Origin of the sequence: Blautia schinkii (assembly GCF_013304825.1) — a bacterium.
Classification (GTDB): Bacteria; Bacillota; Clostridia; order Lachnospirales; family Lachnospiraceae; genus Blautia_A; species Blautia_A schinkii_B.
This window is the reverse complement of the sequence record NZ_JAAWUO010000008.1, coordinates 1-24097: the sequence shown is the minus strand read 5'-3', so window position 1 is coordinate 24097 and position 24097 is coordinate 1. Positions and strand designations below refer to the sequence as shown.

Genomic DNA, 24097 nt, shown 5'->3' with positions numbered 1-24097 from the left:
TTTTCCCCTCCTGCTATTCATATTTTTTTCCGTAGCCAAAAGCACCTTCCATACCACAGATACCCGCCGCAAAAGCAGCTGCCTCTTCAAGACTTTCACAGATCGCGGTTTCCTTATCCATACCGGCTTTAGTTCTTCCAATAAAGCCTGTAAGGAAAGACGCGATCAGGGAATCTCCTGCACCGAGAGTATCCTTCACTTTTTCAAGCGGAGCTGCTTCCTGGGCAAAAAATTTCTCCCCATCATAGAGAATACAGCCTTTCGCACCTCTGGAAGCCATGGCAAGTTCCGGTCCCATGGAGGTGAGCTTTTTCAGATGTTCTTTTGCTTCCTCATCGGTTCCATCAAAAGAGCAAAAAGCATATGTAACATACGGTGCCGTTTTTTCATAATATTCTTCTGTGGAATCATCAGAAAAATCAAAGGAAACCGGGATTCCGGATTCTTTGATCTTGTGGAGCTCACTCTCTGTAAAAGAATAATTTCCACTATGTACCACATCGAATCCTTTCATGTATTCCAGATCAAAACGATCTAAGATATACGGTGTTTTTCCACGAATGCCACCCTCATTAAAATCCAGGAATTCACGATCTCCGTCTTTTAATGTGATCCTGGAATAGCCATTTTCACCGTGAAGCTGTTTGCATTTCACAGTTTCCACGCCGGTTTTTCCCAGCACATCTATGATCAGCTCTGCCCTGTCATCATTCCCGAAATATCCCATATATGCTGTTTTTTCACAGCCTGCCATTTTACCGTAGACACTGACATTTACACAATTGCCACCTGGATACATGGTTTTTAAGTGATCGTAGATATCCACAACATTGTCTCCGAACCCAAGGAGTTTTGTACTGTATCTGCTCATTTTTCCCCTTTCTCTGTGCACAGGCACAAGCAGCGTTTTTAGTATTCCACAACACCCATATATCTTCTCATATCCAGCGGATGACGGCGTTTATCCTGCAGTGCGGTGCGGTAAACAGTTGTCATGGTATAGAAAAGCATTGGTGTAAAATATTCCACGCAGCTGTCGTCAATAGCTGCCATGCCAAGTTTGTCCGCATCGATCACTTCGTATTTCTTTCCGTATTTTTCAAGGAAAGTCAGAACACGCTCATCCATCATACGGTTTCTTCCACGACTCATCATCAGAATGTAAAGGTGCTCCTCGTCTGTCACCTCAAATGGTCCATGGAAATATTCTGCACTGTTCAGGTATCCGCAGTCCATCCACTGCATTTCCTGAAGTGAACAGATAGCAAATCCGTAGGCCTGTGAATAGGAGGCTCCTGATGCCATGATATAAAGGTTCGGTTCCTCTGAATATTTTTCTGCAAAAAGCCATGCCGCATTCTGCTGATCCTTCACTGCTGCTGCAATAATCTCATCGATCTTATCAAATCCTTCTGCGATTTTGTCATAAAGAACATATCCCGGCTCCTGTACCTTCATCAGCTCATTAAGAATACGAAGTACGATTCCCTGCGGCTTCTCTGCTTCTTTCACTCCCGGTGCCCAGTCATATACAACAGATATCCACTCATCTGTATCGCAGGCAGATCCCGGTGCATGTGTCATGGTCACAACTGCTGCACCTGCATTCATTCCCACTTTCGCCGCTTCCAGGCATTCTTTGGTCTTTCCGCTGTGAGAGCAGATAATCAAAAGGCTGTCTTTTCCAAGCTTCTTAGGCGGTGTCAAAGCAAACTCTCTGGCCGGGATCCACTGTGCATCCATCACTGCTGACTCCGCACGCAGGAAATAATATCCCGGGTATAAATCTACAAGAGAACCTCCACATGCAAGAAAATACACATTTTTGATTGTTCCATGCTCTTCACTGATCTTATTTACGATTTTTACTGCGTCCATTTTTCATCCTCCGGTTTTGTGGAAATTCGTCTGACAATCCTCTAAATCCATTGAAAATACAGGTTTTTTCGGATTTTCAGATGATTTTCTTTCTCTTAATTTTTTGCATTTTACCTTTTTGAAGAATATAACATATTATAACGTTATAGTAAAGAGTATATTCATGATTTATGATTAATTATTCATCCTATACACACTCCTCCGCACTGCAAAGGCTTGTCTCTTACTGGACAAATACATCCGCACTATAGTAAAATATCGTTTATGAACAATCTCTAGAAAGGATATTTTCATGTTAAATAAAAATTCGATCCAGCCGCTTTACAAGCAGCTTATGGATATTATTACCAGTCAGATCAAAAACGGTACTTATAAGCCCGGGGAAAAAATCCCGACAGAGCCGGAGCTTGCCGATCTTTACCATGTCAGCCGGATCACTGTCAGACGTACCGTGGAAGAGCTTTGCACACAGGGATATCTTATCAAGCACCAGGGAAAAGGAACCTTTGTAAAATCCCCCATGATCTTCCGTAAATTTGAATCCCAGAAAAATATGAGTTTTTCCGAATCCTGCCGTCAGAATGACCGTATTCCGGAATCTCACGTACTGTCCTTCTGCAAAAAAAATGCGAACACCGTAACCTCTGATTTTCTGCAGCTTGCTCCCGATGAAGAAATTTTTTTCCTGGAACGTCTTCTTCTGGCTGACAGTATTCCGGTTATTGATGTTCACACCTGGCTCCCCACACGACTTTTCCCGGATTTTGATCCGAATGCTGTAGAAAACGGTTCTTTTTTTGAATATATCAAAGCCACCTACAGCTGTACGATCGCAGAGTCCAGCCGCAGCACAATTTCTGTTACTGCAGCCTCCCCTGATATGGCCAAAACTTTGCGTCTGTCTTCCGGTGATCCTGTGCTGATCCTGGATTCCTATATGGAAGCTCCTGATGGAAGTCCGCTTTATATCAGCCGCGAATACATTGCAGGTTCCCGCTATACGATTTCATTTTGAAGAATCAAAAAACGGCACAGAAGTGTTATACTGCCAATACAGCAGCATACACCTCTGTGCCGGTAAATTTTAGAATAAAAAATCACTTCTCCATCTGCGCCTCAATCGCACTGCCAAGCCGGTTATAAATCGTCACTGCATCCTGCACATGCAGTGCACTTCCCGTATTGCCTGCTGCGCCTGCCGTTACCAGAATGTATTCCCTGTCATAGATTTTTGCAAAGCTTGCCAGACACAATCCGGCTTCACTGGTATATCCTGTCTTGCCGCCCAGGATGTGACCACCAGTTACAGAAGTATCTGATAAATTCTTAAACATGGTACTGTAATATGTGATCCCGCTTGGATGGATATTGGTCACTCCTGTAGAATGCCGCGGACTCTCAATAATTTCCCGGAAGGTATCATTCTTAAGTGCATATCTCAGAAGCACCGCGATATCACGCACAGTACTGTAATGATCCGAATCATGGAGCCCTGTCGTATCACAGAAATGCGTCTTATTCATGCCAAGCTGCTGCGCTTTCTTGTTCATCATCTCCACAAAGCCATCCCTGGAACCGCCAACTGTATCTGCCAGTGCGATACAGCACTCTGCCCCTGATGGAAGCATGGCACCATAGAGAAGATCAATGGCACGCACTGTTTCCCCCGGCTGAAAGCCTGCCTGGGTTGCATCCTGCTCATAAAGCCCCGCAAACATCTCCTGTGTCAGAGTGATCTCCTGATCCAGATCATCCAGGTTCTCAATGGCTACGATCGCAGTCATGATCTTCGTCATAGAAGCCGGATAGATCTTCTCATCACCCTTCATATTTCCGATGATCTTACCGCCTTTTACCTGCATCAGCACTGCATAGGGACTGTTGATGCCACTCATCTCAAGCTTGCGTACGACCGGTTTCTGCAGAGACTCCATCCAGTCTCCTACACCTTTGTTCCAACCGATGATCACTACAAGTGTCAGGATTACGATAGCCTCCACCACCAGGCAGAGTATCATTTTTATTTTATTTACCTGTTTCTTTATTTTCTTCGCTTTACGCTTTTTTGATCTCAATTTATACTCCCTGTCCAGACAAATTCATCTGTAAGTTTCCCCTACAGAAACGTTTTCCCCATCTTTTTTATATCCTAACATAATTTCAATTTTCATTTGTAAACTTTAGATGATAAATCTCTGACAAATCTCTAAATCTATCCATCTATTACTGGTTTGAGCCTTATTGTAAAAGCATTAAGCTAAAAAATCAAGACTCTCTCCCATCTCCCTGAGAATTTTTTCCAAATAAAAAATACCCTATGCAAAGATTCTCATCTCTGCACAGGGCATTTAAAATTTATTACTGAGCTAATTTAACCGGGTTAAGCTTAACACCAGGTCCCATTGTCGGAGCGATTGTAACGCTCTTCAGATACTGACCTTTCAGTGTGCTAGGTCTAGCCTTTGTGATAGCTCCCATAAGCGTCTGGAAGTTGTCGCTTAACTGCTCCTCGGTAAAGGAAGCCTTTCCGATCGGAACATGGATGATGTTGGATTTGTCAAGACGATACTCGATCTTACCTGCTTTAATGTCGTTAACAGCTTTTGTTACGTCCATTGTTACAGTACCAGCCTTCGGGTTCGGCATTAAGCCTTTCGGTCCAAGTACACGACCAAGACGACCTACAACGCCCATCATATCCGGTGTTGCAACTACAACGTCAAAGTCAAGCCATCCCTCGTTCTGGATCTTCGGAATAAGATCCTCAGCTCCTACGAAGTCTGCTCCTGCTGCCTTTGCCTCTTCTGCCTTAGCATCTTTAGCAAATACAAGTACACGAACTTTTTTACCTGTTCCGTGTGGCAGAACAACTGCTCCACGGATCTGCTGATCTGCATGACGTCCATCGCAGCCTGTACGGATGTGAACTTCGATGGTCTCGTCGAATTTAGCTACAGCAGCCTTTTTAACAAGGCTGATAGCCTCTGGTGCATCATATAATGTTGCGCGGTCTACTGCTTTCGCAGCTTCCACATATTTCTTTCCTCGTTTCATTTCTATAACCTCCTGTGGTATTTGCGGGGAAAAGCCCTCCCACTTGAAAATTTCACTTTTTCTACGGGAACCCCGAACTTAAGCTTCGGTATTTATTAGTCTACGACTTCGATTCCCATACTTCTTGCTGTACCGGCGATCATGCTCATAGCAGCCTCGATAGATGCTGCATTGAGGTCTTTCATCTTCAGCTCAGCGATCTCCTGAACCTGTGCCTTAGTAACCTTAGCTACTTTGGTCTTGTTCGGTGTACCGGAACCAGATTTGATGTTTGCAGCTTTCTTAAGAAGAACTGCTGCCGGCGGAGTCTTGGTTATGAAGCTGAAACTTCTGTCAGCATAAACAGTGATTACAACCGGGATGATAAGGTCTCCCTGATCAGCTGTTCTTGCGTTGAACTCCTTTGTAAACTGTACGATGTTTACACCGTGCTGTCCAAGAGCCGGACCTACAGGTGGTGCTGGAGTTGCTTTACCAGCCGGAATCTGTAATTTGATATATCCTGTTACTTTCTTTGCCATTTTCGGCACCTCCTATGTGGTATTGGCGGGGGTGTGTCCCTCCCACTTGCTGTTACCTTGTTTTTTTATTACTCAGCTTTTTTGATTTCTGCGAAACTTATTTCTACCGGTGTCTCGCGACCGAAAAGCTCAACATTGATTGTTACTGTCTGTTTCTGCATATTGATACCTGTGATCACACCTGCGGTATCCTTCCATGCACCACCAGTAACAACTACCATGTCGCCCTCTGCGAAGTCCACTTCGATATCCGGTTTCTGGATACCAAGCGGCAGCATTTCCTCTTCTGTAAGAGGCACAGGCTTTGATCCCGGTCCTACGAATCCGGTAACACCTCTGGTATTACGGACAACGTACCAGGTATCGTCGTTCATCACCATATTGAGAAGCACATAGCCTGGAAACATCTTCTTCTGAACCTGTCTTGAGGTTCCGTTCTTCATCTCCACTACATCCTGCAGCGGAACACGTACCTCCAGGATCTGGTCTTCCAGGTGTCTGTTCTCGATTGTCTTTTCAATGTTGGCTTTTACTTTGTTCTCATACCCTGAATAGGTATGGACAACGTACCATTTTGCTGCTTCTGACATACAATCACCTTTATCCTTACTTCATTAAGAAATTAATGCATTCCAGAATTCCGGAATCCATTACACTGATAACCACTGCCAGGATGATCGTGATGATCACGACCACAACAGTCTGTTTTGCCAGTGTGGCACGGTCTGTCCAGACAATCTTCTCAAATTCTGACTGAATTCCCTGAAACCAACTTTTTTTCTGCGGCTTGTCCGCAGATTTCTGTTTTTCCATAGCATAACCTCACAAATCTCTGTGATTACTTTGTTTCCTTGTGCAGAGTGTGTGTATGACAGAACTTACAATATTTCTTGGTCTCCATTCTCTCAGGATGGTTCTTTTTCTCCTTCGTCATATTGTAGTTACGCTGCTTGCACTCGGTACATGCTAATGTAATCTTAACGCGCACAACTTCCACCTCCAGTGTTTTCATTTGCATGGTCTTCCGTACTGCCCGGAACGTTTATCCGTCGTCATTTTCGGGCATAAAAAAAAGACCTAACTTCCATGTCGCTTGTCAATTTTAGCACAGAGCAAGCATGCAAGTCAAGCCTTTTTCACTTAAATATAAAGAAATTCACTGTTCCATACGAACGTCTCAAGTGCACAAACTCGATTCCGCTCCGCTTCATCTCGTTTTCGAAATGTCAAAAGAAGTCATAACCCCCGTGGATATCCACTACACTGCCATTCATATACCCGTTTCCAAGCACTGCAAATGCCATATCCGCCACTTCCTCCACTGTTCCGAATCTGTGGAGTGCGATTTTTTTATTGATGCGGTCATAGCTCTCCTGGGTGCGGGCGCTGTGCCATGGAGTTTCGATAAATCCAGGTGCAATGGCATTCACAGTAATGCCCTTCGGCTCAAACTCTTTTACAAGAGATTTGGTCAGGAAATGGATCGCCGCCTTGGTAACACCGTACACCAGAGAAGACGAATACGCCTGCTGTCCTGCATAAGATCCGGTAAACAAAATGCTTCCACCTTCACTCATCATTGGCCGCAGCTCCTTAACCATAAACACAGGCACAGAAAGATTGGTGTTCACGATCCTTGTCCACTCCTCAAAAGTATAATCCTCATACTTGGCATAGGTGCTCACTCCCGCATTGCTCACCAGCCAGTCAATATGATCTGCCTGGTCTTTCAGCTCCGCCACAAAAGCCATCATATCTTCATAGGAAGACATATCTGCTTTCACCAGGACCACCTGAGATCTTTTTTCCCGGGGAAGGTTCTCAAGAAACGCCTGTGCCTTGTCCTCATTATGCCCATATGTTACAAAAATCCTGTCCTCAGCTGCTGACTCAGCCAGAATTTTCTCAGCGATCCCTCTTCCAATGCCGGAGGTACCGCCTGTGATCACAGTTACTTTTCCCATATTATATCTCCATCAGTTCATCAAAAATCGGTTTCGGTATATAAGGCTGCTGATTGTGGATCGGCTCCCCAAGACAGGTCTTCGGGTACGCATAAGTTCCGTTCTCCAGCATGATCTCCAGAAGCTCCGGCCCGTTCTGCTCCAGAAACTCCCCGGAAGCATTCTCCACATCTTCACCCTGGATCCTTTTTGCCCGGATTCCATACGCCTTAGCCACATCTGAAAAATCACAGGACGAAAATCCGCTGCCATCGGAAGTATCCGCATATACGCAATCAAAATAATCTCTCTGAAGATGGCGTATCATACCCAGAGCCTCATTATTCATCACGACCATTTTCACCGGAATGTTCTCACGCTTCACCCACTGCAGCTCCTGGATATTCATCTGGAATGCACCGTCACCGCAGATACAGGCTACCGGCTTCCCGGTGGCATAATGGGCTCCGATCGCCGCCGGAAGTGCATAGCCCATGGCACCATGTCCACCGGAAAAAAGAATCTTCTGATCCTGTTTATTATGAAAGGACTGATAGCTCCATACCATATGCTGACCTACATCAACAGCCACAGCACCGGTATCTCCAAGCTGGTCACTTAAATATGCGATCATGCGGTTCGGATATCTCTCCGGAGTCTCATCATCCACCTGTGTAAGCTCTCTGCGGATTCTCCGGCACACCTCAAGCCAGTCCCCGTAAGAACTGATCCGGCTCTCAGCGGCAGCTAATCTCTCTGCCACGTCCTCTGCGCTTACGCAAAAACACTTCTCCCCTTCTCTGCCTTCATGGATTTCTCTCTGAAGATTATAAGGGTCAATGTCCACCCTCACGATCTGTGCGCCCCTGGCAAACTCATGAACTTTGGTTCCGATCTGACGTGTACACAGGGAAATTCCAAAGCACACAAGAAGATCACTCTTGGCATTGGCGATCATATTTGCATAACGATGTCCGTACGCGCCGCCAATACAGCCACAATTCAGCGGATCATCCCATGCAAGGACTGATCTTGCCAGAACGCTTGTGATCACAGGGATCTGATGCTTTCTTGCAATATCGACGAGGATTTTTTCCCCGGAACCAGCTGCTCCGTGGCCGATCATAAACACCGGTCGTTTCGCCTCTTTAAGTTTACATAAAATTTCTTCCACAGCTTCAGCTACATCAGCAGAATCAGCTTTATCCACAGCCTCCCTGTAAAAAGCAGCTCCGTTTCCACCATCTTTCCGATTGTATACAGCTGCCTCTGTCTCCTCATCGGAAAACTTCATATCATAAACCGGATCACTGACTTCCCCTCTCTGAATATTCATCGGAAGGTCAATAAGAACCGGTCCCTTACGTCCTGTATTGGCGATCTGCCATGCCAGATTAAGCTCTCTCACAATATCCTGTGCTTCCCGGATCTGCACTGCATACTTCGTCACAGGCTTCGCCATGGAAACAATATCGATCTCCTGGAATCCCTGCTGGCGAAGACCGTCGATTCCGGAATATTCATAAGTATTCAGCTGTCCGGTAATAAAGATCACGGGCAGCGAATCAAAATACGCATCAGCCACGCCGGAAAGCAGGTTCACAGCACCCGGACCACTGGTAGCATACGCGCAGGCACAGGAATCCTTGGCCTGTGCATAACCGCAGGCTGCAAAAGCCGCTCCCTGTTCATTATAGCTGGAATGGCTTTTTGTATTTGCATTGTGCTCAATAGAATCCACCAGATGAGCGATCATCGTTCCCTGGTATCCAAAAAAATCGTGAATTCCTTTTTTCTGAAGAAATTCTGTCACATAATCTGTAAGTTTCATTTTATCAGACATATTTTTTTACCTTTTCCAAAAGTGGAATCCGTCCCGTTTTTTCAAGATACTGCATATATAAATCCAGTATTTCCGGATCTGCCTCAAATATTTCATCATATTTCAGACATTTGTTCATTACATTCGTATACTCGGAGAATGCGTTCTCCAGCTGAACATAATCTGCATTTTTATACAGATTCCTGATATAATCCAGCTTCTGCCTGTATGCTCTTGCACAGGTATACTTCTTTCCGCAAAATTTCGCATAATCCCAGCACTTGTTAAAATATTTCTTATAACTCATACCAAAATCTGTACGGCGTGCTCTTTTCCTTCTGCTGGCAGCAAGTTTTTTAAGCTCCTTTGACTGCTGCATAAATTCTTCACATGGAATCAGGGCACTGCACATTACCACAGGACTTGGACGGTAATTCTCCGGACCCTTGTTCTGATATTTTTTACCAAAAGCCACTGTAAGATATTTATCTGTATCTCCCGGCACAAAAAATCTCTCCCCTTCCAGTTCCACTTCAAGGGACTCTTCAAAAACATAAGCCGGATAATACGTATTCTTATTCATGGTACGAACAACGTAAGTCTTTACTTCTTCCTGCGGCTGATGGATCAGATCCCGGAAGATTCTTTTTCCAAGCCATTCCCTGCCGCACAGTGACAGAAAACGTACTGTCCAGATACACACAAACTCTCTCTTCGTCTTCCACCTGCTGTTTTTTCCGTTGATCTTTTTCCAGCCTTCCTCAAGCATACGGTTCCAGAAATATTTCCATTTCGGACCATATTCACACTGTAACGGCAGAATATTCACCGCCATTCCGGGATGCTGATATTTTCCGTAATCATCCAGCCTGTAAAACAGGGTATCTTTATCCGTATACCGAAGGTGAAAATTCGGAAAATGCTTATTATTATCCATGGATTCCAGTGCTCTTCGAAGCCCCGGTTCTTCCTCAAAGGCATTCTTGAACCGCTCCATATCTGCCGGTTTCATATATACTGCACCTGTCATCGGATTCATTGGAAAAGGCCGTCCTGTCACAGCACAGAGGGTAAAATACGGAGAAAGAAAATATGTGATCTTGTTTTTTCTGCAAATGATATCGATTTCCTTAAGAAGTTCCAGTATTTTCTTCTGCTCTCTGGTCAACATACTCTGCCTCGTTTCTGTTGGTTTTTAGATTTACATAATTATATCCAGGATCGTTCTGATATTCTCCTGACTTTTATATTTATCCAGCCAGACATTCAGAAACTCCGCTGCATCTGCTTTTTTTGCAAAAAATGCTGCTCTTCTGCTTCCTTTATACATATCCTCAAGGATGATCCTGGAAAGCTCCATCTTTATATAAGAAGGCAGCGCACATTCCAGTGCCTTGAAATAATTTTCAAATGCGCTCCGGGTCTGTCCCTGTTTTCTGCGGACGTCTCCAAGCAGTTTGTATGTTACACCAAGATGCTGCTTATGGATCCGGGAGCTGCGAAGTTCCTCCGCCAGATATTCCATTTCACTCTCTTCATCTGTGCACAGCAGTCTGGTACGACACTGTGCCAGAGGTTTTGAATAACCGAATCTCTGCCATGCGCGGGTAAGTGCCTCCCGGTACAGCATCTCATTCGAAAGTTCAGCCTTCTCTATCTTATCATCAGATATACCGATCTTGCAGTAAAGTTCACTTATCACTTCCTCAAGCTCCGCTTTCGTGCGAACATAAGAAGTTTTTGTCAGATAAAAAGCTCCGTCGATTTCTGAATCCTCCGGCATCAGCCTCTTCCACAGTTCCATCAGTGAAAAAGCCTCATCCTTTTTTCTGTTCTCCAGAAGTTTCCGGCATTCCTTCACAGCCTGGCTCTTTTTGTCTTTCAGGAATTTATCCAATTCAAGATGCACAATTCCGTTGCTGGTACATTCCCTCGCTTCCGCAAAATGTTCCAGTGCCTCATCCTGGAGCCCTTTTTTCCACAGAAGATCCCCTTTATACTTGATAAAATATCCATCGTGAGGAAAGATCCTCAACGCATGTGCCAAAAATCCTTCTGCCTCAGAAGCGTTCCATGGATCCTGAACCCGAGCCATCACGAACCTGCACTTAAACTTCAGGAATCCCGGCGCGTCCGGATATTTACGCAGAAGATCATCCACGATCTCCTCCGCTTCTTTCATCTCACGAAATTCATAATGGCAGGCAGCTTTACGAAATCTGCGGATATCTTCCACTGTCTGTTCCATTTCCTGAGTGAGATGATCCAGTTTTTTTCTCACTTCATACAGTCGATACGCCTTGGAAACACGCTCTGTATAAATCAGTGTCAGCATGGCGATCTGAAAAACGGAATCCTCCACAGCTATCAGTGTGGGGTGATAAAACGGACGGATTCCCTTATAATCCTCACGGCCGATAAATTCCACACTGAGCTGTGTCTTGTAATAATCCTCAAAAAGTTCATTCAGAACATCATAGTGGCCTTCTGCCAGAAGAGTCTCCACATTCTTCTCTGACTTCATAACCCTTGCTTCCAGATCCTTCGCAATCACACCTGCCTTGATCCTGTTTCTTCGCATATCCAGCTTATGATCTTTTCTTGTCTGGATAAGGCAGTAGAATTTACGGAATGTCATCTGTCTGCGTATCCGGCCCTTATCGATCCTTGGCAGATACTCGTCACGGATCTCCTGATACGTAGCTCCTGGCACATAAACAGACTCATGGGACTCCCTTTCCCCATGAGGCGGTATATAAGACCATTCATCTCCGTAATGCCAGATCAGATAATCGCTGGTTCTGTTTGGAACCATAACTTTGGTTCCTTCAAAATCCATATATTTCACAGGAAACATCATGTCCTTGTCAAAAAGGAACGGACATCCGCCCCAGCGCATTGCATAGCGGCTGCATTCTTCCTCTTTGTAAGAAAACATAATCTTCTCCAGCTTCTTCAAGGTTCTGTCTTTTCCAAAAAATTTGTATCGTAATAACCAGTACAGATACTGAAAAGCAGAAATCTCCCATCTCGCTCCCACGACCATGCTGATATTGAGAAGATCTGTGTAGATCATCATGTGTGTTCTGTACTTCTCATATTCTCTGTCATCGTCCGGGATCGGATCCAGCGTCAGCACATCTATGATCTCCCCGGCCTTATCCTCTCCAATGATCTGATGCTTGTGGATAGAACAGCTGTCTGTGCTTGCATAACGTGGAAATCCATTCGTATACGTCCTGTCCACATCAGAACAGTGGATCGCTCTGTTAGGTGGCATCTCTGTCTTACAGATTTCCACGAATTTATCCCAGTCACTTTTCGGCATATAAATATCTACATCATCATCCCATGGGATAAAGCCTTCGTTTCGAAGGACACCGATCAGCGTTCCTCCGGCCATCACATATCTAAGATTATGCTTTTTGCAGATTTCATCGATCTCTCGGAAGAGCTGCAAAAGAAGCTCCTGTTTTTCTGTCATCTGTCAACCTCTTTGATCAATAATTTTCAAAAGCTCCGCCAGTGTCTCCGACTCCTCATAAAAAAGTCTGGTACACTCTGTCCGTTTGTCACGGATCATAATGGTCAGCTCCTGAAGAAGATAGCGAAGACCATTTCCCTCAAAATTAAAGCTGTAACGCTTCAGAAATTCCTGGCCTTCCACCTTCGCCTCAAAATAGCCGGTATTCCACCAGTCATTGGGAACTGTGATCCTCCCCTTACTTCCAATGATCACAAGCTCATTCTCCACATCTACAGTTGTTCCGATCTCTATCGTAGCCAGTGTCTTCGGATATTTCACTGTAATCACATCATAGACGAAGCCACCGTCGCTGCCCCTTACAGCGTTGGTGTTCACATCCAGATAATCTTTTCCAAGCAGCTTGATACATGCGCAAAGTGCCTGGCTCACAGTCTCGTTGAATGATTTTCCTCCCTGAAAATCATCCTGTGAAACTGCACATTTCACAGCTACCACATCACCGACCAGTTCATTGTGTGTCAGCCATACAAGCTGGTTAAAAGCACGTAGATAAACAAGGGTGAGTTTCTCAACGAGAACAACACCCTGTTCCTTGGCCAGTTGGAATAACGCTTTCTGCTCCCCTGTATCCAGCGTCATCGGTGTATCGCTAACCACATGTCTGCCATGCTGCAGCGCATATCTTATATACTCTGCCCTTTTCTTAATTCCGGCTTTAATGTAGACGATCTCCAGCCCCTCCAGAAACCGTCTGTAATCTGTTCCGTAAGAATCCAGTTCATACTTGTCACAGAATTCTTCCGCTACAGAAATATCCTCAGAATATACACTCTCTACATGAAGTCCGCTTACGAATTTCGATTCCTGAACCATCTCGTTATCTTCTGTATCATCGGTCACGATTCCGATCCTGTATATCTTGCCCTCACTTCTCAGCTTCGTACTGGAAATATTCTTGGTACGTTCCAGATATACAACCTCACAGTAATTTTTGAGATAGTCGAATTTACCCTTCCAGTCGGATCCCAGAACAAGAAGGTCTATGTTATATTTAATAATATCACTGACCTTCTGCCCCTGATACTCCTCTATGATTATCTCATCAGCAAAACCTGTTTTCCGTACATTCTCAATTCGTTTCAGCAGACTGTCTTTGACATTCAGTTTGCCTCTCTCAATGTCATAGCTCTCGCTGGTGACTCCAACGATCAGATAATCCCCCAGCTCTCTTGCTCTTTTCAGGATATTATAGTGACCCTGATGAAACAGATCGAAAGTGCCGTAAGTAATAACTCTTTTCATTATCATCCTGCTCTTTCTGCTATTCCTTTTCCGTCAGCGTTGTCTCTTCCTGTGGCTTTATAATATCCATTAATTCATCCAGCTCCTGCAGTTCTTCAAAAGTCTGTGGTGACTCAGCATCCTCACCCTCTGTTTCCATAGCAAAATCCTTATCTGCATAAAGCTCCTCTGCACTTACTTCCACCTGAGCCGCTTCAGCATCCTCAGTTTCCAGCACAGCCGCCACATCATTTTTCACCTTCATGGCATCCTCCTCTTCCAGAGTTGCCGCCAGTTCTTCAATTGCTTTTTTTCTTTTTCGTATAACTTTGTAGTGTTCCTCTTCATCATACTCATCTTCCAGTCCTTCATCCTGGACCGGTTTTTCCCTCTTAAAGAAAATCAAAATGATAAGATTAAGAACACCATTATATATAAAGGATACCGGCTTGCTTCCAAGAAGCAGTACAAATATCCATGATACACCGAACAGTACCCATACATTCAGCATCTGCGGAATGCTCAGAAGAAACAGTCCGTTCATCACGATCATAATCGGATAATGGAAGAAATATATCCCCATTGTATTCCTTCCAACAAAAGTAATCGGCAGCTTCACATCCGGCATCAGTGCAAGAAATGTAAGTACCAGCACAAAGGATACCAGATACATCAGAAGACGGATCAGCATTCCTGTAATATCATCCATTCCGGATAACTGATATGTGTGATTTCCCCTGAAAATATCGATCGGGATCTGATTGGCGATCATAAAATTAGGGATTGCGTAAAGAAGCAGTCCTGAAATTGGCACCAGAACCAATTTTCCCTTAAATTTACGTACGATCTTCGTATAATCACTTTTCCACAGATAGCCTGCCACAAAAAACGGAAAAAATACAACAATCCTGGAACTGGAAAGATATGTTGTAAATTCCGGTCTCGTTCCTGCCCATAACGCAAAAATAATGCTCAACGGCACAATAAAACGCACCTTGCCGAGAGCCTCGATAGTCAGTCTGTAGATAAAAAGCGCAAGCACATACCACATAACTGTTCCGGATGGACGAAGAAGCTCATAATCCATGCTCTTGCCAAGCCATATATAGGCATACCATGTGAGACTGTATCCAAGAATGTAAGGAATCAGCAGATTCTTCACATTCTTCAGCACATCCTGAGGCTTCTTGGACAGATATCCGGACATAAAAACAAAAGCAGGCATATGGAAGATCGTGATCGCGTACCATACATAACGTACGATCATGTCAACCTTAACCAGCTGAAATGCAATAATATGATTAAATACAACCAGGAAAATCAGTAATACCTTAATGTTATCAACCAGATAGGAATACGGAACCCCCTGGCTGTCTGTTCTCTGTTTCATCTGTTCCCACCTTATTCATACGGATATCCATAACCCGCTTCGCTACTTGCTAAAAAAATATGAATAAATAATAACATATATTTATGAATTTGGAAATAGAAAATTAACATTTACCAGGATTATTCTGGTTTACCAGCATTTTCAACGGTACTTCCATACTCCATGAAATGCGTAAGATACAAAGAATATCAAACTTTTCAGTTTTCCATAGCCCATATATTTATAGACCTGATAGGTCATGGCTGCTGACCTCAGTTTATTGCGGGATTTGCCGCCTTCACTGAGCCTGCACTTCAGATACGGTTTATTGATTCCTGCCGCAAAACCACCTTTTCGAAGAATTTTCAGCCAGGTGATATAGTCCTCATGGCTGTCATCATGCTCCATTGGAAAAGCGATCGCATCTTCCCTTCTGAGGAGCACAGAGGAACAGTTGATACTGTTATGCTTCAGAAGATCCCGGTAGGTGATCCGCTCATTAACCGGGATATATTTCCCTGTTGTACGGCCATCCGGCTGCATCAGCTCTCTTCCTGTGGAGCAGATCACACATCCGGTAAGCTCCATCACTTCGATCTGCTCTCTAAGCTTACCCTTTTCCCACCAGTCATCCGCATCCAGGAAGGCGATATATTTTCCCCGTGATTCCTTCACACCTCTGTTTCTGGAACGGGCTGCTCCCACATTGTTCTCGTTGCGGATATAACGGATACTTCCGCTTTCCATATATTTCATCACAGTAAGTTCTGTTCCGTCTGTGGAGCAGTCATCGATCACCAGGATCTCGACAGGAACATTCTGCTCCAGAACTGACCGGATTGCTTTTCCAATATATTTCTCACCATTATAAACAGGCATGATCACTGAAACCAGTGGTTTTTCCATAAAAAACGCCTCCTTTATGTCTCATATGTCTCCATTTGCAAAGTGCGCATCAGAGCCAGCCTGACACGCACTTAAAAAATCTTATTTCTCTTCCTGTGAATCCTTCAAAGCATTCTTCTGATCGTCATCCACACCTTCAGATACTTCTTTCTGGAAAAAGATCTTCACAGTCATAAACAACAGCTTGATATCCAGAAGAAATGAATAGTTCTCAATATAAAACAGGTCAAGCTTCAGCTTGTCATACGGAGTCGTATTGTACTTGCCATATACCTGAGCATAGCCGGTAAGTCCGGCTTTTACCTTAAGTCTGTAATGGAATTCCGGGATCTCTTTCTCATATTCCTGCATGATCACATCACGCTCCGGACGAGGTCCTACCAGTGACATATCTCCCATAAATACATTGAAAAGCTGCGGTAGCTCATCCAGATGCAGATTTCTAAGAATATGTCCTACCGGTGTGATACGGGAATCATGCTTGGATGCAAGACGTGCTCCGTTCTTCTCAGAATCCACGCACATGCTGCGGAACTTCCGGATACGGAATTCTTTTCCTTTATATGTGAGACGATCCTGAAGATAAAATACCGGGCCACCGTCATAAGCCTTCACTGCAATGGCAATGATCAGCATGATCGGAGAAGATACAATGATTCCAAGTCCTGATATAATAATATCCAGAACTCTCTTAAATGCTCTCTGTTCCATGGAAAGTCCCTGATTCCTGCACATCAGAAGCGGTGTGTCAAACAGGTGTATCCTGTCTGTTCCAAGCAGGATAATATCCGAGATCTTCGGACTCATATAACAGCGGATGGAATGGGAAAAGCAGTATTTCAGATATCTGTTTCGAATCTGGGACGGAAGATCCCAGATGATCACGCCCTCATACTTCTCCATCATAGCGTGGATCTTCTCCTCACCTTCACAGATATGAACCTTTCCACTGATATCGTATTTATCCTTTCGGGTATTCATCTTGTGGATCACATCTCCTGGATCACGGTCTCCGTAGATCACCAGAAGTCTTCTGGCCCCATAAAGCTTCGAATAAATGTACCGCGTACCCCAGATCCAGATGATCGTCACTGCGATCTGCACCAGTGTCATCTCAAAAAGCGGTTTCGCTGAGAGGAACCAGCGGTTGATCAGTGTAATCTGAAAATATGTCACAACATTGGCACAAATAAGAGCCAGAGTCAGTGAATAAAATACATCGATCCGCTTAAGATATCCTACTTTCAGGCCGCCATACAGCTTGGCAAACATCAGGTAGATCAGCGCATAAATCAGAATCAGTACCCAGTTACCTTTTCGCCAGAAGGGCTGCTCGATCATTCCTCTGTAGAAATCATACCACACATAGGCAAAAATAGCCGCCTGTGCAATCACGATCAGACTTGCCAGACAAAATACCACGAATCTTTTATAATCTTCTCTTTTACTTCTGTTCACAGATTTATCTTCCTTCCTGAGGAGTAAATATTAGCTTTATCATTATAGCTAATATATACTATTCCGTCCAGTAATTCCAACGTTTTTATCCCGTTATTTTCTGGCAATAGCCGATTTTTGCACAATATAATAGGAAAAACCCCGGATTCTAACCGGATAACTGTTCTGCAATTATCCGATTATATACAGGTAGTAACTGTCTACCTGATTCCAGGGCTTTTCTGCTGCTTCTTTTTATTTTTCTTTTTATTTTTCTTTTTCGATTTTCGCGCTTTTTCTGATTATTCGTTCACAAGATTGTATTCTTCAATGGATTTGTTGATGGAATCAGCCATGTTTTTCACCGCTGTATCTACATCCTCTTTTCCGTTGAGCATACTCTCGATCTCAGACTCTACTGTTGCTCTTGCCCCAGGGAATACGCTTAACAGTGCACCTACATAATCTGCGGAAGAATCATGGAGCTGGTCAATTGCTGTCTGGAACTGAGGATATTTCTCAACATTATCCTTGAATACCTGCTCGTCCTGAGCTTTTACAGTTACAGGGAAGTATCCTGTCTGTGCGTTCCAGTAAGCCTGAGACTCCGGAGAAATGAGGAATTTTACGAATTCCCATGTTGCACGGAGCTTTTTCGGATCATTGTTATTCAGTGCCCAGAGAGATGCACCACCGATGGAAACACCGCCCTCGTCGCTGGATTTGATCTTCGGGAAGTATGCTGTACCAACCTCAAATTTTCCGTTTACATCCTGAAGGATCTGTTTCAGGGACGCTGTGGAACCGAGAGTGATCGCTGACTTTCCTGCGGAGAAATCTGCAAGTCCTGCATCACCGCCTTTACCTACGATCGGTGCAAAGCCTTTGTCGTTAAGGTCTTTCCATGCTGTAAGGATATTCTTTGCAGCACCGTTCTCGTCAAAAGCAACAGCTGTAGCAGCCTCTTTACGTCCGTTTCCGTTGTTTGCGTACTCAAGACCCTGTTTTCCGATAAACTGCTCAAAGAACCAGCCATAGATACCAAGAGACATTACCTCGCCTGCGCCGCCTTTGTCCAGAAGCTCCTGTCCGATCTCACCGATTCCTTCCAGACTGTCAGGAACCTCTGTGATACCTGCTTTATTAAACATGTCCTTGTTATAATACATGATCGGTGTGGAAGAGTTGAACGGCATGGAGTACAGCTCATTGTCAATGGTGTAGTATGCAGCCAGGTTCGGCTCGATCTCAGATACATCGTAGCTGTCTGCATCGACCATCTGCTGCATAGGCACGATCCAGCCGGAATCGATCATAAATCTTGAACCGATCTCATATACCTGTACAAGATCTGCACCCATATTTCCGATCTGAGCACTTTTCAGTTTGTTCAGGGAATCATCATACTCGCCCTGATACTGCGCATCTACCGTGATTCCGTACTCGTTCTCATCGTTAAATTTTTTTACCAGAGTGTCAATGGCCTCGCCGTTAACACCACCCATGGAATGCCAGAATGTAATCGTAGTTCCGTCTACATCGGAAGCATCTGCCATCTCTGCTTTCTCATCTGTGCCGGCATCTGCTGCAAATACAGTCACTCCGTAAACAGAGCCAACAGCCATTGCTGCAGTAAGTAAAGCTGCGATCATTTTTTTCTTCATAACTTTTTTCTCCTCTTTTTGAAAAATTTTCTCTTTTTCTTCCTATATATAAGATGAACTGCCAGGTCTTACGACTGTGACAATATCTTTTCCCCTGTGATAAAACACTCTGAGGCTGCGGTCTGCTCCGGTATCAGCCCTTGACTGCCCCGGAAAACATTCCGCGGATAAGCTGTTTCTGTCCGATGATAAAGATGGAAATGGACGGAATAATGATCATAACAACTCCTGCGATCATCAGTGTGATGGACTGTGAATCCACACTGTCCAGCATACTGATACCGATCTGAACGGTTCGCATATTGTTGGAGCCTGTTACAAGCAGCGGCCACATATACATATTCCATGCATTGATAAAGGTATACACTGCCATGGCACCGATAGCGGATTTCGTCAGCGGAAGCAGGATCTTTACAATAAATTTCAGATTGCCGCAGCCGTCAAGCTTTGCCGACTCATACAGTGAGATCGGGAAGGTCATATAAAACTGGCGAAACAGAAAAATTCCCATTGCGGATGTAAGATAAGGCACGATCAGTACCTGATAGGTATCCAGCATTCCCCAGCCTGATACAGTCAGATAGTTGGAAATGATCGTTGCCTCTCCCGGAACCATCATGGTTGCCATCACAACCATGAAGAGAATACCTTTTCCTTTGAATTCCAGGAAAGAAAACGCAAAAGCAGCAAGAGAACAGGTAATGATCTGTCCGATGGTAATACATCCCGCCATGATAAAGGAATTCAATATGAATCGGAGAAGCGGAACCGTGCGGAATGCATTGATAAAGTTGGAAAAGGTCGGATTCTTAGGAAAGAGATTCAACTCTGTAGTAAACAGTTCACTGGAAGGCATCAGCGCAATACTGATGGCATAAAGCAATGGAAGCAGGATCAGAACCGCAAATACCACATTTGCCGTAACACGGAGCGCTGTTTTTGTTCTTCTCCTTGCAAGAGCTTTTGCATTCATGGCTTTTTTCAGCTCCAGGAGCTCCTCTTTTGACATATTTCCCACTGTGGGAACTGCCATATTTTCTATCTGGCTCATCAGTAATTCACTCCCTTCTTCTCAATACGGAACATGATCAGTGTAATGATCATGATGATCACAAACAGGATAACGGACTGGGCTGCCGCACTTCCGAAGCGGTAGTTGAAGAATGCGTCCCTGTAAATGGAATAGACAATTACGTTGGTGGATTCATTAGGTCCGCCTTCTGTCAGGATCTTGATCTGTCCAAAGGACTGAAAGGCCTGAATGATATTTACTACCAGTGTGTAAAACATGATCGGGGAAAGTCCTGGAAGCGTCAGGCTGAAAAACTGCTGCACACTGCTGGCTCCATCCACAGAAGCTCTCTCATAAATGGTCTCATCAATATTTCCGAGTCCTGCGGAAAAATACAGAAAATTAATTCCGCTGTTAAGCCATGCGGTAAGAATGGCTACGCAGATCAGAGCCGTGTTCGGATCGTTCAGCCAGTTGATATCCAGGCCGGTAAGCTTGTTCACAATACCCACTGCCGGGTGGAGCATGATCTGGAAGATCATCGCTGCAGAGCTGGATGCGATAGCCATTGGCAGCGCATAGGAAGTACTGAACACCCGGATTCCCGGAAATGCCTTGTTACAAAGCACTGCTGCGATCAGACCAAAAAGCATGCCGCCAACTACAACGATCAGTACAAAGATCAGCGTCACCTTCAGGCTGTTGATAAAGGATGCTGACTGAAGCAGCTCTTTATAATTGCCCAAACCAACGTACAGCTTTGCCTGTCCCATTTTGTTGGTTTTGTAAAGACTTAAATATATTGTTTTCAAAAACGGATAAAACAGGAATATTCCAAAAATCAACATACAGGGTACCAGATATAAGTACGGTGTAATCTTGCTTTTGCTGTTATTTCCCATAACTATTTCTCCTCCTTGCATAATCAGATTCTATCTACAGGCTGATCTGCCTGTACTCAAGCTCTTCCGTGACATAAATTCATGGCACAAAAATATTTTCTTCTGTCTCCGGATCAAACACATGCGCCTTCTCCATATCAAAATACAGAGAAACCTTCTCCCCTACCTGTGTCTGATTTTCCGGACTTAAACGAACTGCCAGGGTTTTGCCCTGCTCATCAAAATAGAGGATCACTTCCGCTCCCAGCATCTCGCGGTTTACTACAGGCTCGTCTACATCTACGCTGTCATTTTCAATACCAAGCTTTTTCGCTTCATCCAGCTCGTAGATATCCTCCGGACGGATTCCCAGGATTACGTGTCTGCCGTTATATCTGTCTGCGATCTGTTTTCCTCTGGTTCCGTCCAGATAAACCTTTTTTACAGTTTTGGCATCGTCCAGAAGAAGAGCCGTGCGGTTATTTTCTTCTGCTTTCACCGTGCATCGGAAAAAGTTCATAGACGGAGAGCCGAGGAAGCCTGCTACAAAAAGATTTACCGGATTATCGTAAATGCTCTGCGGTGCGCCCACCTGCTGAATCAATCCATCTTTCATGACTACAATCTTTGTTCCAAGTGTCATGGCCTCTGTCTGATCGTGAGTTACATAAATAATGGTGGTGTCCAGCTGTTTATGTAATTTCACAAGCTCCACACGCATCTGAGCACGAAGCTTTGCATCCAGGTTGGAAAGGGGCTCATCCATAAGAAAGACTTTCGGTTTCCGGATAATTGCACTTCCGATGGCAACTCGCTGTTTCTGACCGCCGGAAAGAGCTGCCGGCCTCCGGTCAAGAAGCTGCTCGATCTCCAGGATCTTTGCCACCTCATGGACCTTTCTGTCGATCTCATCCTTCGGAAGCTTACGGATCTTCAGGGCGTATGCCATATTTCCGTAAACCGTCATATTCGGATATAAAGCATAGTTCTGGAACACCATGGACATTCCCCTCTCCTTCGGTTCCAGATAATTGGAAAGCTCACCGTCGATCCACAGCTCACCGTCTGTAATCTCCTCCAAACCTGCGATGATACGCAAAGTTGTGGATTTTCCACATCCGGACGGACCTACAAAGATCACAAACTCTTTATCATGTATATCAAGATTAAAATCCTTCACACCGTAATGCTCCGAATCAAATTGCTTACATACATTTCTAAGTGCAATTTCTGACATTACTTATCTCCTTTCTCTTCTCTCGCTCACATGTTATTTAGTATAGAAGTTTTCCGGATATTCAGATATCGTAGTTGGGATAAGGCTTTGTGAAGTGTATGTAAAATTGTTTCAGAAATTATATGCAATTCCGTTAAATTCTTTCTCCAGAGTAAAATTCCGGCTGCGTTATGTTGCCACCTCCTTTCGCCGTCATCTCTGTCCTGTATCATATCTTCCAATTTTTATTACATTGATCACAACAGCTCTCTCCAATATGTCAGCAATATAGATATTTCCCGTCTCCTCGCATATCTGAATCAAATAAAAATAGAATATTCACATTTAATACTTGCCTCTGTGCCAGATAAATGGCGACTTTCAAGCTTTTATGGCTACTTGATTTGTGCAATTTTTCATGTTGTTTTATTTTTTTCTGTAAAATCTAAAATATACACTTCGTTTTTGTCTAATTTTACTCTTGAAGTTTTGCATATAAGTCAAACAATACAAAATATTGCTTTTAAATTTTCTAACTTTTTGTTAGCCACCTTTCCCGAGAAGTGCTATAATAATCCCAATCAGAAAAGAAATGCAGAATTCGTGTTACTGCGAACAGCGCGAACAGCAACATTACCGGAATCCATGCATCAGGAGGAGGAATTTGACATGATCACATTGAAAGCAGAGAAAAGAAACCCGAATGTAAAAGCTAAAAAATTAAGACGTGAGGGTTACGTCACAGGAATTCTTAGTGGAAAAGAAATGAAAGAGCCTGTAGCACTCCAGTTTGACGGTGCCGAGGCAGCGAAATTCATTAAAGCAAATAAAGAAGGTACACAGATTTATCTGGACATCGAAGGCGAGAAAGTTGATGCCCTGGTAAAGAACATTGATTATAATCCAATTGAAAAACAGCTGATGGCTCTGGACTTCCAGGCACTGGTAGCCGGTGAGAAGGTTTCCACAACAGTTGCTGTCAAACTGGAACATACAGATATGGTTCAGGGTATCGTTGAGCAGGAGATGGAAGAGATCCACTACAAAGCAGATCCGGCCAACCTTCTGGATACTATCGTTATCGACTTCAACGGCTATCCGGCAGATGTCCGTGACATCCACGTAAAAGACCTCCCGATCCCGGAAGGCAAACAGGTTCACTTTATCACACCTGAGGATGCAGTTGTTGTTCACATCGGTGAGTACGCAGCAGCTCCGGAAGAGGATGAGGATGCTGACGCTGACGCAGAAGCATAATATATATATATTAATGATTCAGGGGATTGCCAATTGGCAATCCCCTGGTTTTGTTTGTGTGACAGTAAAAATAAAGAAAAAGTCAGAAAACCTTGATTTTTCAAGATTTTCCGACTTTTAAATAGCAGGGGATGAGAGAATCGAACTCCCACCAAAGGTTTTGGAGACCCCTATCATACCATTTGACCAATCCCCTATATACAAGAAAAAGTGGCTGTTGGCCACAAATTCTTTTACATTGTACTCTCAAAACTACATACATGCTTTGTTGATGGTCAATCAAACTCTTTGAATCAATTCTTAACCTGCGTTTCTTGGTCAAGCCCTCACCCGATTAGTAACAGTCAGCTCCATGTGTTACCACACTTC

At 44.1% G+C, this 24097-nt stretch carries 22 protein-coding genes and 1 tRNA gene; 2 read left to right on the top strand and 21 right to left on the bottom strand.

Annotation, left to right across the window (positions count from 1 at the left end; all coding sequences use genetic code 11):
* Positions 1–13: 13 nt before the first annotated feature.
* Both HFM85_RS07475 and HFM85_RS07470 read right to left on the bottom strand, forming a co-directional pair.
* Positions 14–871 carry a PfkB family carbohydrate kinase gene (locus HFM85_RS07475; RefSeq protein ID WP_173737660.1) on the bottom strand — a complete coding sequence of 286 codons (858 nt, stop codon included), beginning with the start codon at positions 869–871 and terminating at the stop codon, positions 14–16.
* 38 nt (positions 872–909) lie between these two features.
* The gene (locus HFM85_RS07470) at positions 910–1878 is read right to left on the bottom strand and encodes an SIS domain-containing protein (protein ID WP_173737659.1); all 969 of its coding nucleotides are present in this window, start codon (positions 1876–1878) and stop codon (positions 910–912) included.
* 292 nt (positions 1879–2170) lie between these two features.
* On the opposite strand from HFM85_RS07470, the gene HFM85_RS07465 reads away from it, so the two are divergent.
* Positions 2171–2893, top strand: a complete 723-nt coding sequence (locus HFM85_RS07465; RefSeq protein ID WP_173737658.1) for a GntR family transcriptional regulator — start codon at positions 2171–2173, stop codon at positions 2891–2893.
* Positions 2894–2975: 82 nt separating this feature from the next.
* On the opposite strand, the gene HFM85_RS07460 is transcribed toward HFM85_RS07465, so the two are convergent.
* From HFM85_RS07460 to HFM85_RS07375, 18 genes are all read right to left on the bottom strand, one after another.
* A complete protein-coding gene (locus HFM85_RS07460) occupies positions 2976–3953 on the bottom strand; it encodes a D-alanyl-D-alanine carboxypeptidase family protein (protein WP_330594785.1) in 978 nt (325 codons plus the stop codon).
* A gap of 283 nt (positions 3954–4236) precedes the next feature.
* A complete protein-coding gene (gene rplA / locus HFM85_RS07455) occupies positions 4237–4932 on the bottom strand; it encodes a 50S ribosomal protein L1 (RefSeq protein ID WP_021976011.1) in 696 nt (231 codons plus the stop codon).
* 95 nt (positions 4933–5027) lie between these two features.
* Positions 5028–5453, bottom strand: a complete 426-nt coding sequence (gene rplK, locus HFM85_RS07450; RefSeq protein WP_015525333.1) for a 50S ribosomal protein L11 — start codon at positions 5451–5453, stop codon at positions 5028–5030.
* A 68-nt stretch (positions 5454–5521) separates the two neighbouring features.
* Positions 5522–6043 carry a transcription termination/antitermination protein NusG gene (gene nusG / locus HFM85_RS07445; protein WP_173737657.1) on the bottom strand — a complete coding sequence of 174 codons (522 nt, stop codon included), beginning with the start codon at positions 6041–6043 and terminating at the stop codon, positions 5522–5524.
* Between the two features lie 16 nt (positions 6044–6059).
* Positions 6060–6266, bottom strand: a complete 207-nt coding sequence (gene secE, locus HFM85_RS07440) for a preprotein translocase subunit SecE (RefSeq protein WP_173737656.1) — start codon at positions 6264–6266, stop codon at positions 6060–6062.
* A gap of 25 nt (positions 6267–6291) precedes the next feature.
* Positions 6292–6441: a 50S ribosomal protein L33 gene (gene rpmG, locus HFM85_RS07435; protein ID WP_044961412.1), complete on the bottom strand. Its 150-nt coding sequence runs from the start codon at positions 6439–6441 to the stop codon at positions 6292–6294.
* A 238-nt stretch (positions 6442–6679) separates the two neighbouring features.
* Positions 6680–7417 (bottom strand): SDR family NAD(P)-dependent oxidoreductase, encoded by a 738-nt coding sequence (locus tag HFM85_RS07430; protein WP_173737655.1) that lies wholly within the window; start codon positions 7415–7417, stop codon positions 6680–6682.
* Between the two features lies 1 nt (position 7418).
* Positions 7419–9239: a thiamine pyrophosphate-binding protein gene (locus HFM85_RS07425; RefSeq protein WP_244092501.1), complete on the bottom strand. Its 1821-nt coding sequence runs from the start codon at positions 9237–9239 to the stop codon at positions 7419–7421.
* Positions 9232–10389: a LicD family protein gene (locus HFM85_RS07420; protein ID WP_173737654.1), complete on the bottom strand. Its 1158-nt coding sequence runs from the start codon at positions 10387–10389 to the stop codon at positions 9232–9234. The genes HFM85_RS07425 and HFM85_RS07420 overlap by 8 nt, the downstream gene beginning before the upstream one ends.
* A 30-nt stretch (positions 10390–10419) precedes the next feature.
* Positions 10420–12702 carry a LicD family protein gene (locus HFM85_RS07415; protein ID WP_173737653.1) on the bottom strand — a complete coding sequence of 761 codons (2283 nt, stop codon included), beginning with the start codon at positions 12700–12702 and terminating at the stop codon, positions 10420–10422.
* A gap of 3 nt (positions 12703–12705) precedes the next feature.
* Positions 12706–14007: an adenylyltransferase/cytidyltransferase family protein gene (locus HFM85_RS07410; protein WP_173737652.1), complete on the bottom strand. Its 1302-nt coding sequence runs from the start codon at positions 14005–14007 to the stop codon at positions 12706–12708.
* A 19-nt stretch (positions 14008–14026) separates the two neighbouring features.
* Complete coding sequence (locus HFM85_RS07405; RefSeq protein ID WP_173737651.1) at positions 14027–15376, bottom strand: acyltransferase family protein; 1350 nt, start codon at positions 15374–15376, stop codon at positions 14027–14029.
* Between the two features lie 141 nt (positions 15377–15517).
* Positions 15518–16261, bottom strand: a complete 744-nt coding sequence (locus HFM85_RS07400; RefSeq protein ID WP_173737650.1) for a glycosyltransferase family 2 protein — start codon at positions 16259–16261, stop codon at positions 15518–15520.
* 81 nt (positions 16262–16342) lie between these two features.
* The gene (locus tag HFM85_RS07395) at positions 16343–17719 is read right to left on the bottom strand and encodes an exopolysaccharide biosynthesis polyprenyl glycosylphosphotransferase (RefSeq protein WP_173737649.1); all 1377 of its coding nucleotides are present in this window, start codon (positions 17717–17719) and stop codon (positions 16343–16345) included.
* A gap of 281 nt (positions 17720–18000) precedes the next feature.
* Entirely contained in the window at positions 18001–19362 is a 1362-nt protein-coding gene (locus HFM85_RS07390; protein WP_173737648.1) for an ABC transporter substrate-binding protein, read from the bottom strand.
* Positions 19363–19495: 133 nt separating this feature from the next.
* Complete coding sequence (locus tag HFM85_RS07385; protein ID WP_173737647.1) at positions 19496–20413, bottom strand: carbohydrate ABC transporter permease; 918 nt, start codon at positions 20411–20413, stop codon at positions 19496–19498.
* Positions 20413–21276, bottom strand: a complete 864-nt coding sequence (locus HFM85_RS07380; protein WP_173737646.1) for a carbohydrate ABC transporter permease — start codon at positions 21274–21276, stop codon at positions 20413–20415. Before HFM85_RS07380 ends, HFM85_RS07385 begins: the two co-directional genes overlap by 1 nt.
* A 79-nt stretch (positions 21277–21355) precedes the next feature.
* Positions 21356–22492: an ABC transporter ATP-binding protein gene (locus HFM85_RS07375; RefSeq protein ID WP_173737645.1), complete on the bottom strand. Its 1137-nt coding sequence runs from the start codon at positions 22490–22492 to the stop codon at positions 21356–21358.
* Between the two features lie 648 nt (positions 22493–23140).
* On the opposite strand from HFM85_RS07375, the gene HFM85_RS07370 reads away from it, so the two are divergent.
* Complete coding sequence (locus HFM85_RS07370) at positions 23141–23728, top strand: 50S ribosomal protein L25 (protein WP_015525319.1); 588 nt, start codon at positions 23141–23143, stop codon at positions 23726–23728.
* A gap of 125 nt (positions 23729–23853) precedes the next feature.
* On the opposite strand, the gene HFM85_RS07365 is transcribed toward HFM85_RS07370, so the two are convergent.
* Positions 23854–23924 (bottom strand) — tRNA-Trp (locus tag HFM85_RS07365).
* Positions 23925–24097 lie beyond the last annotated feature (173 nt).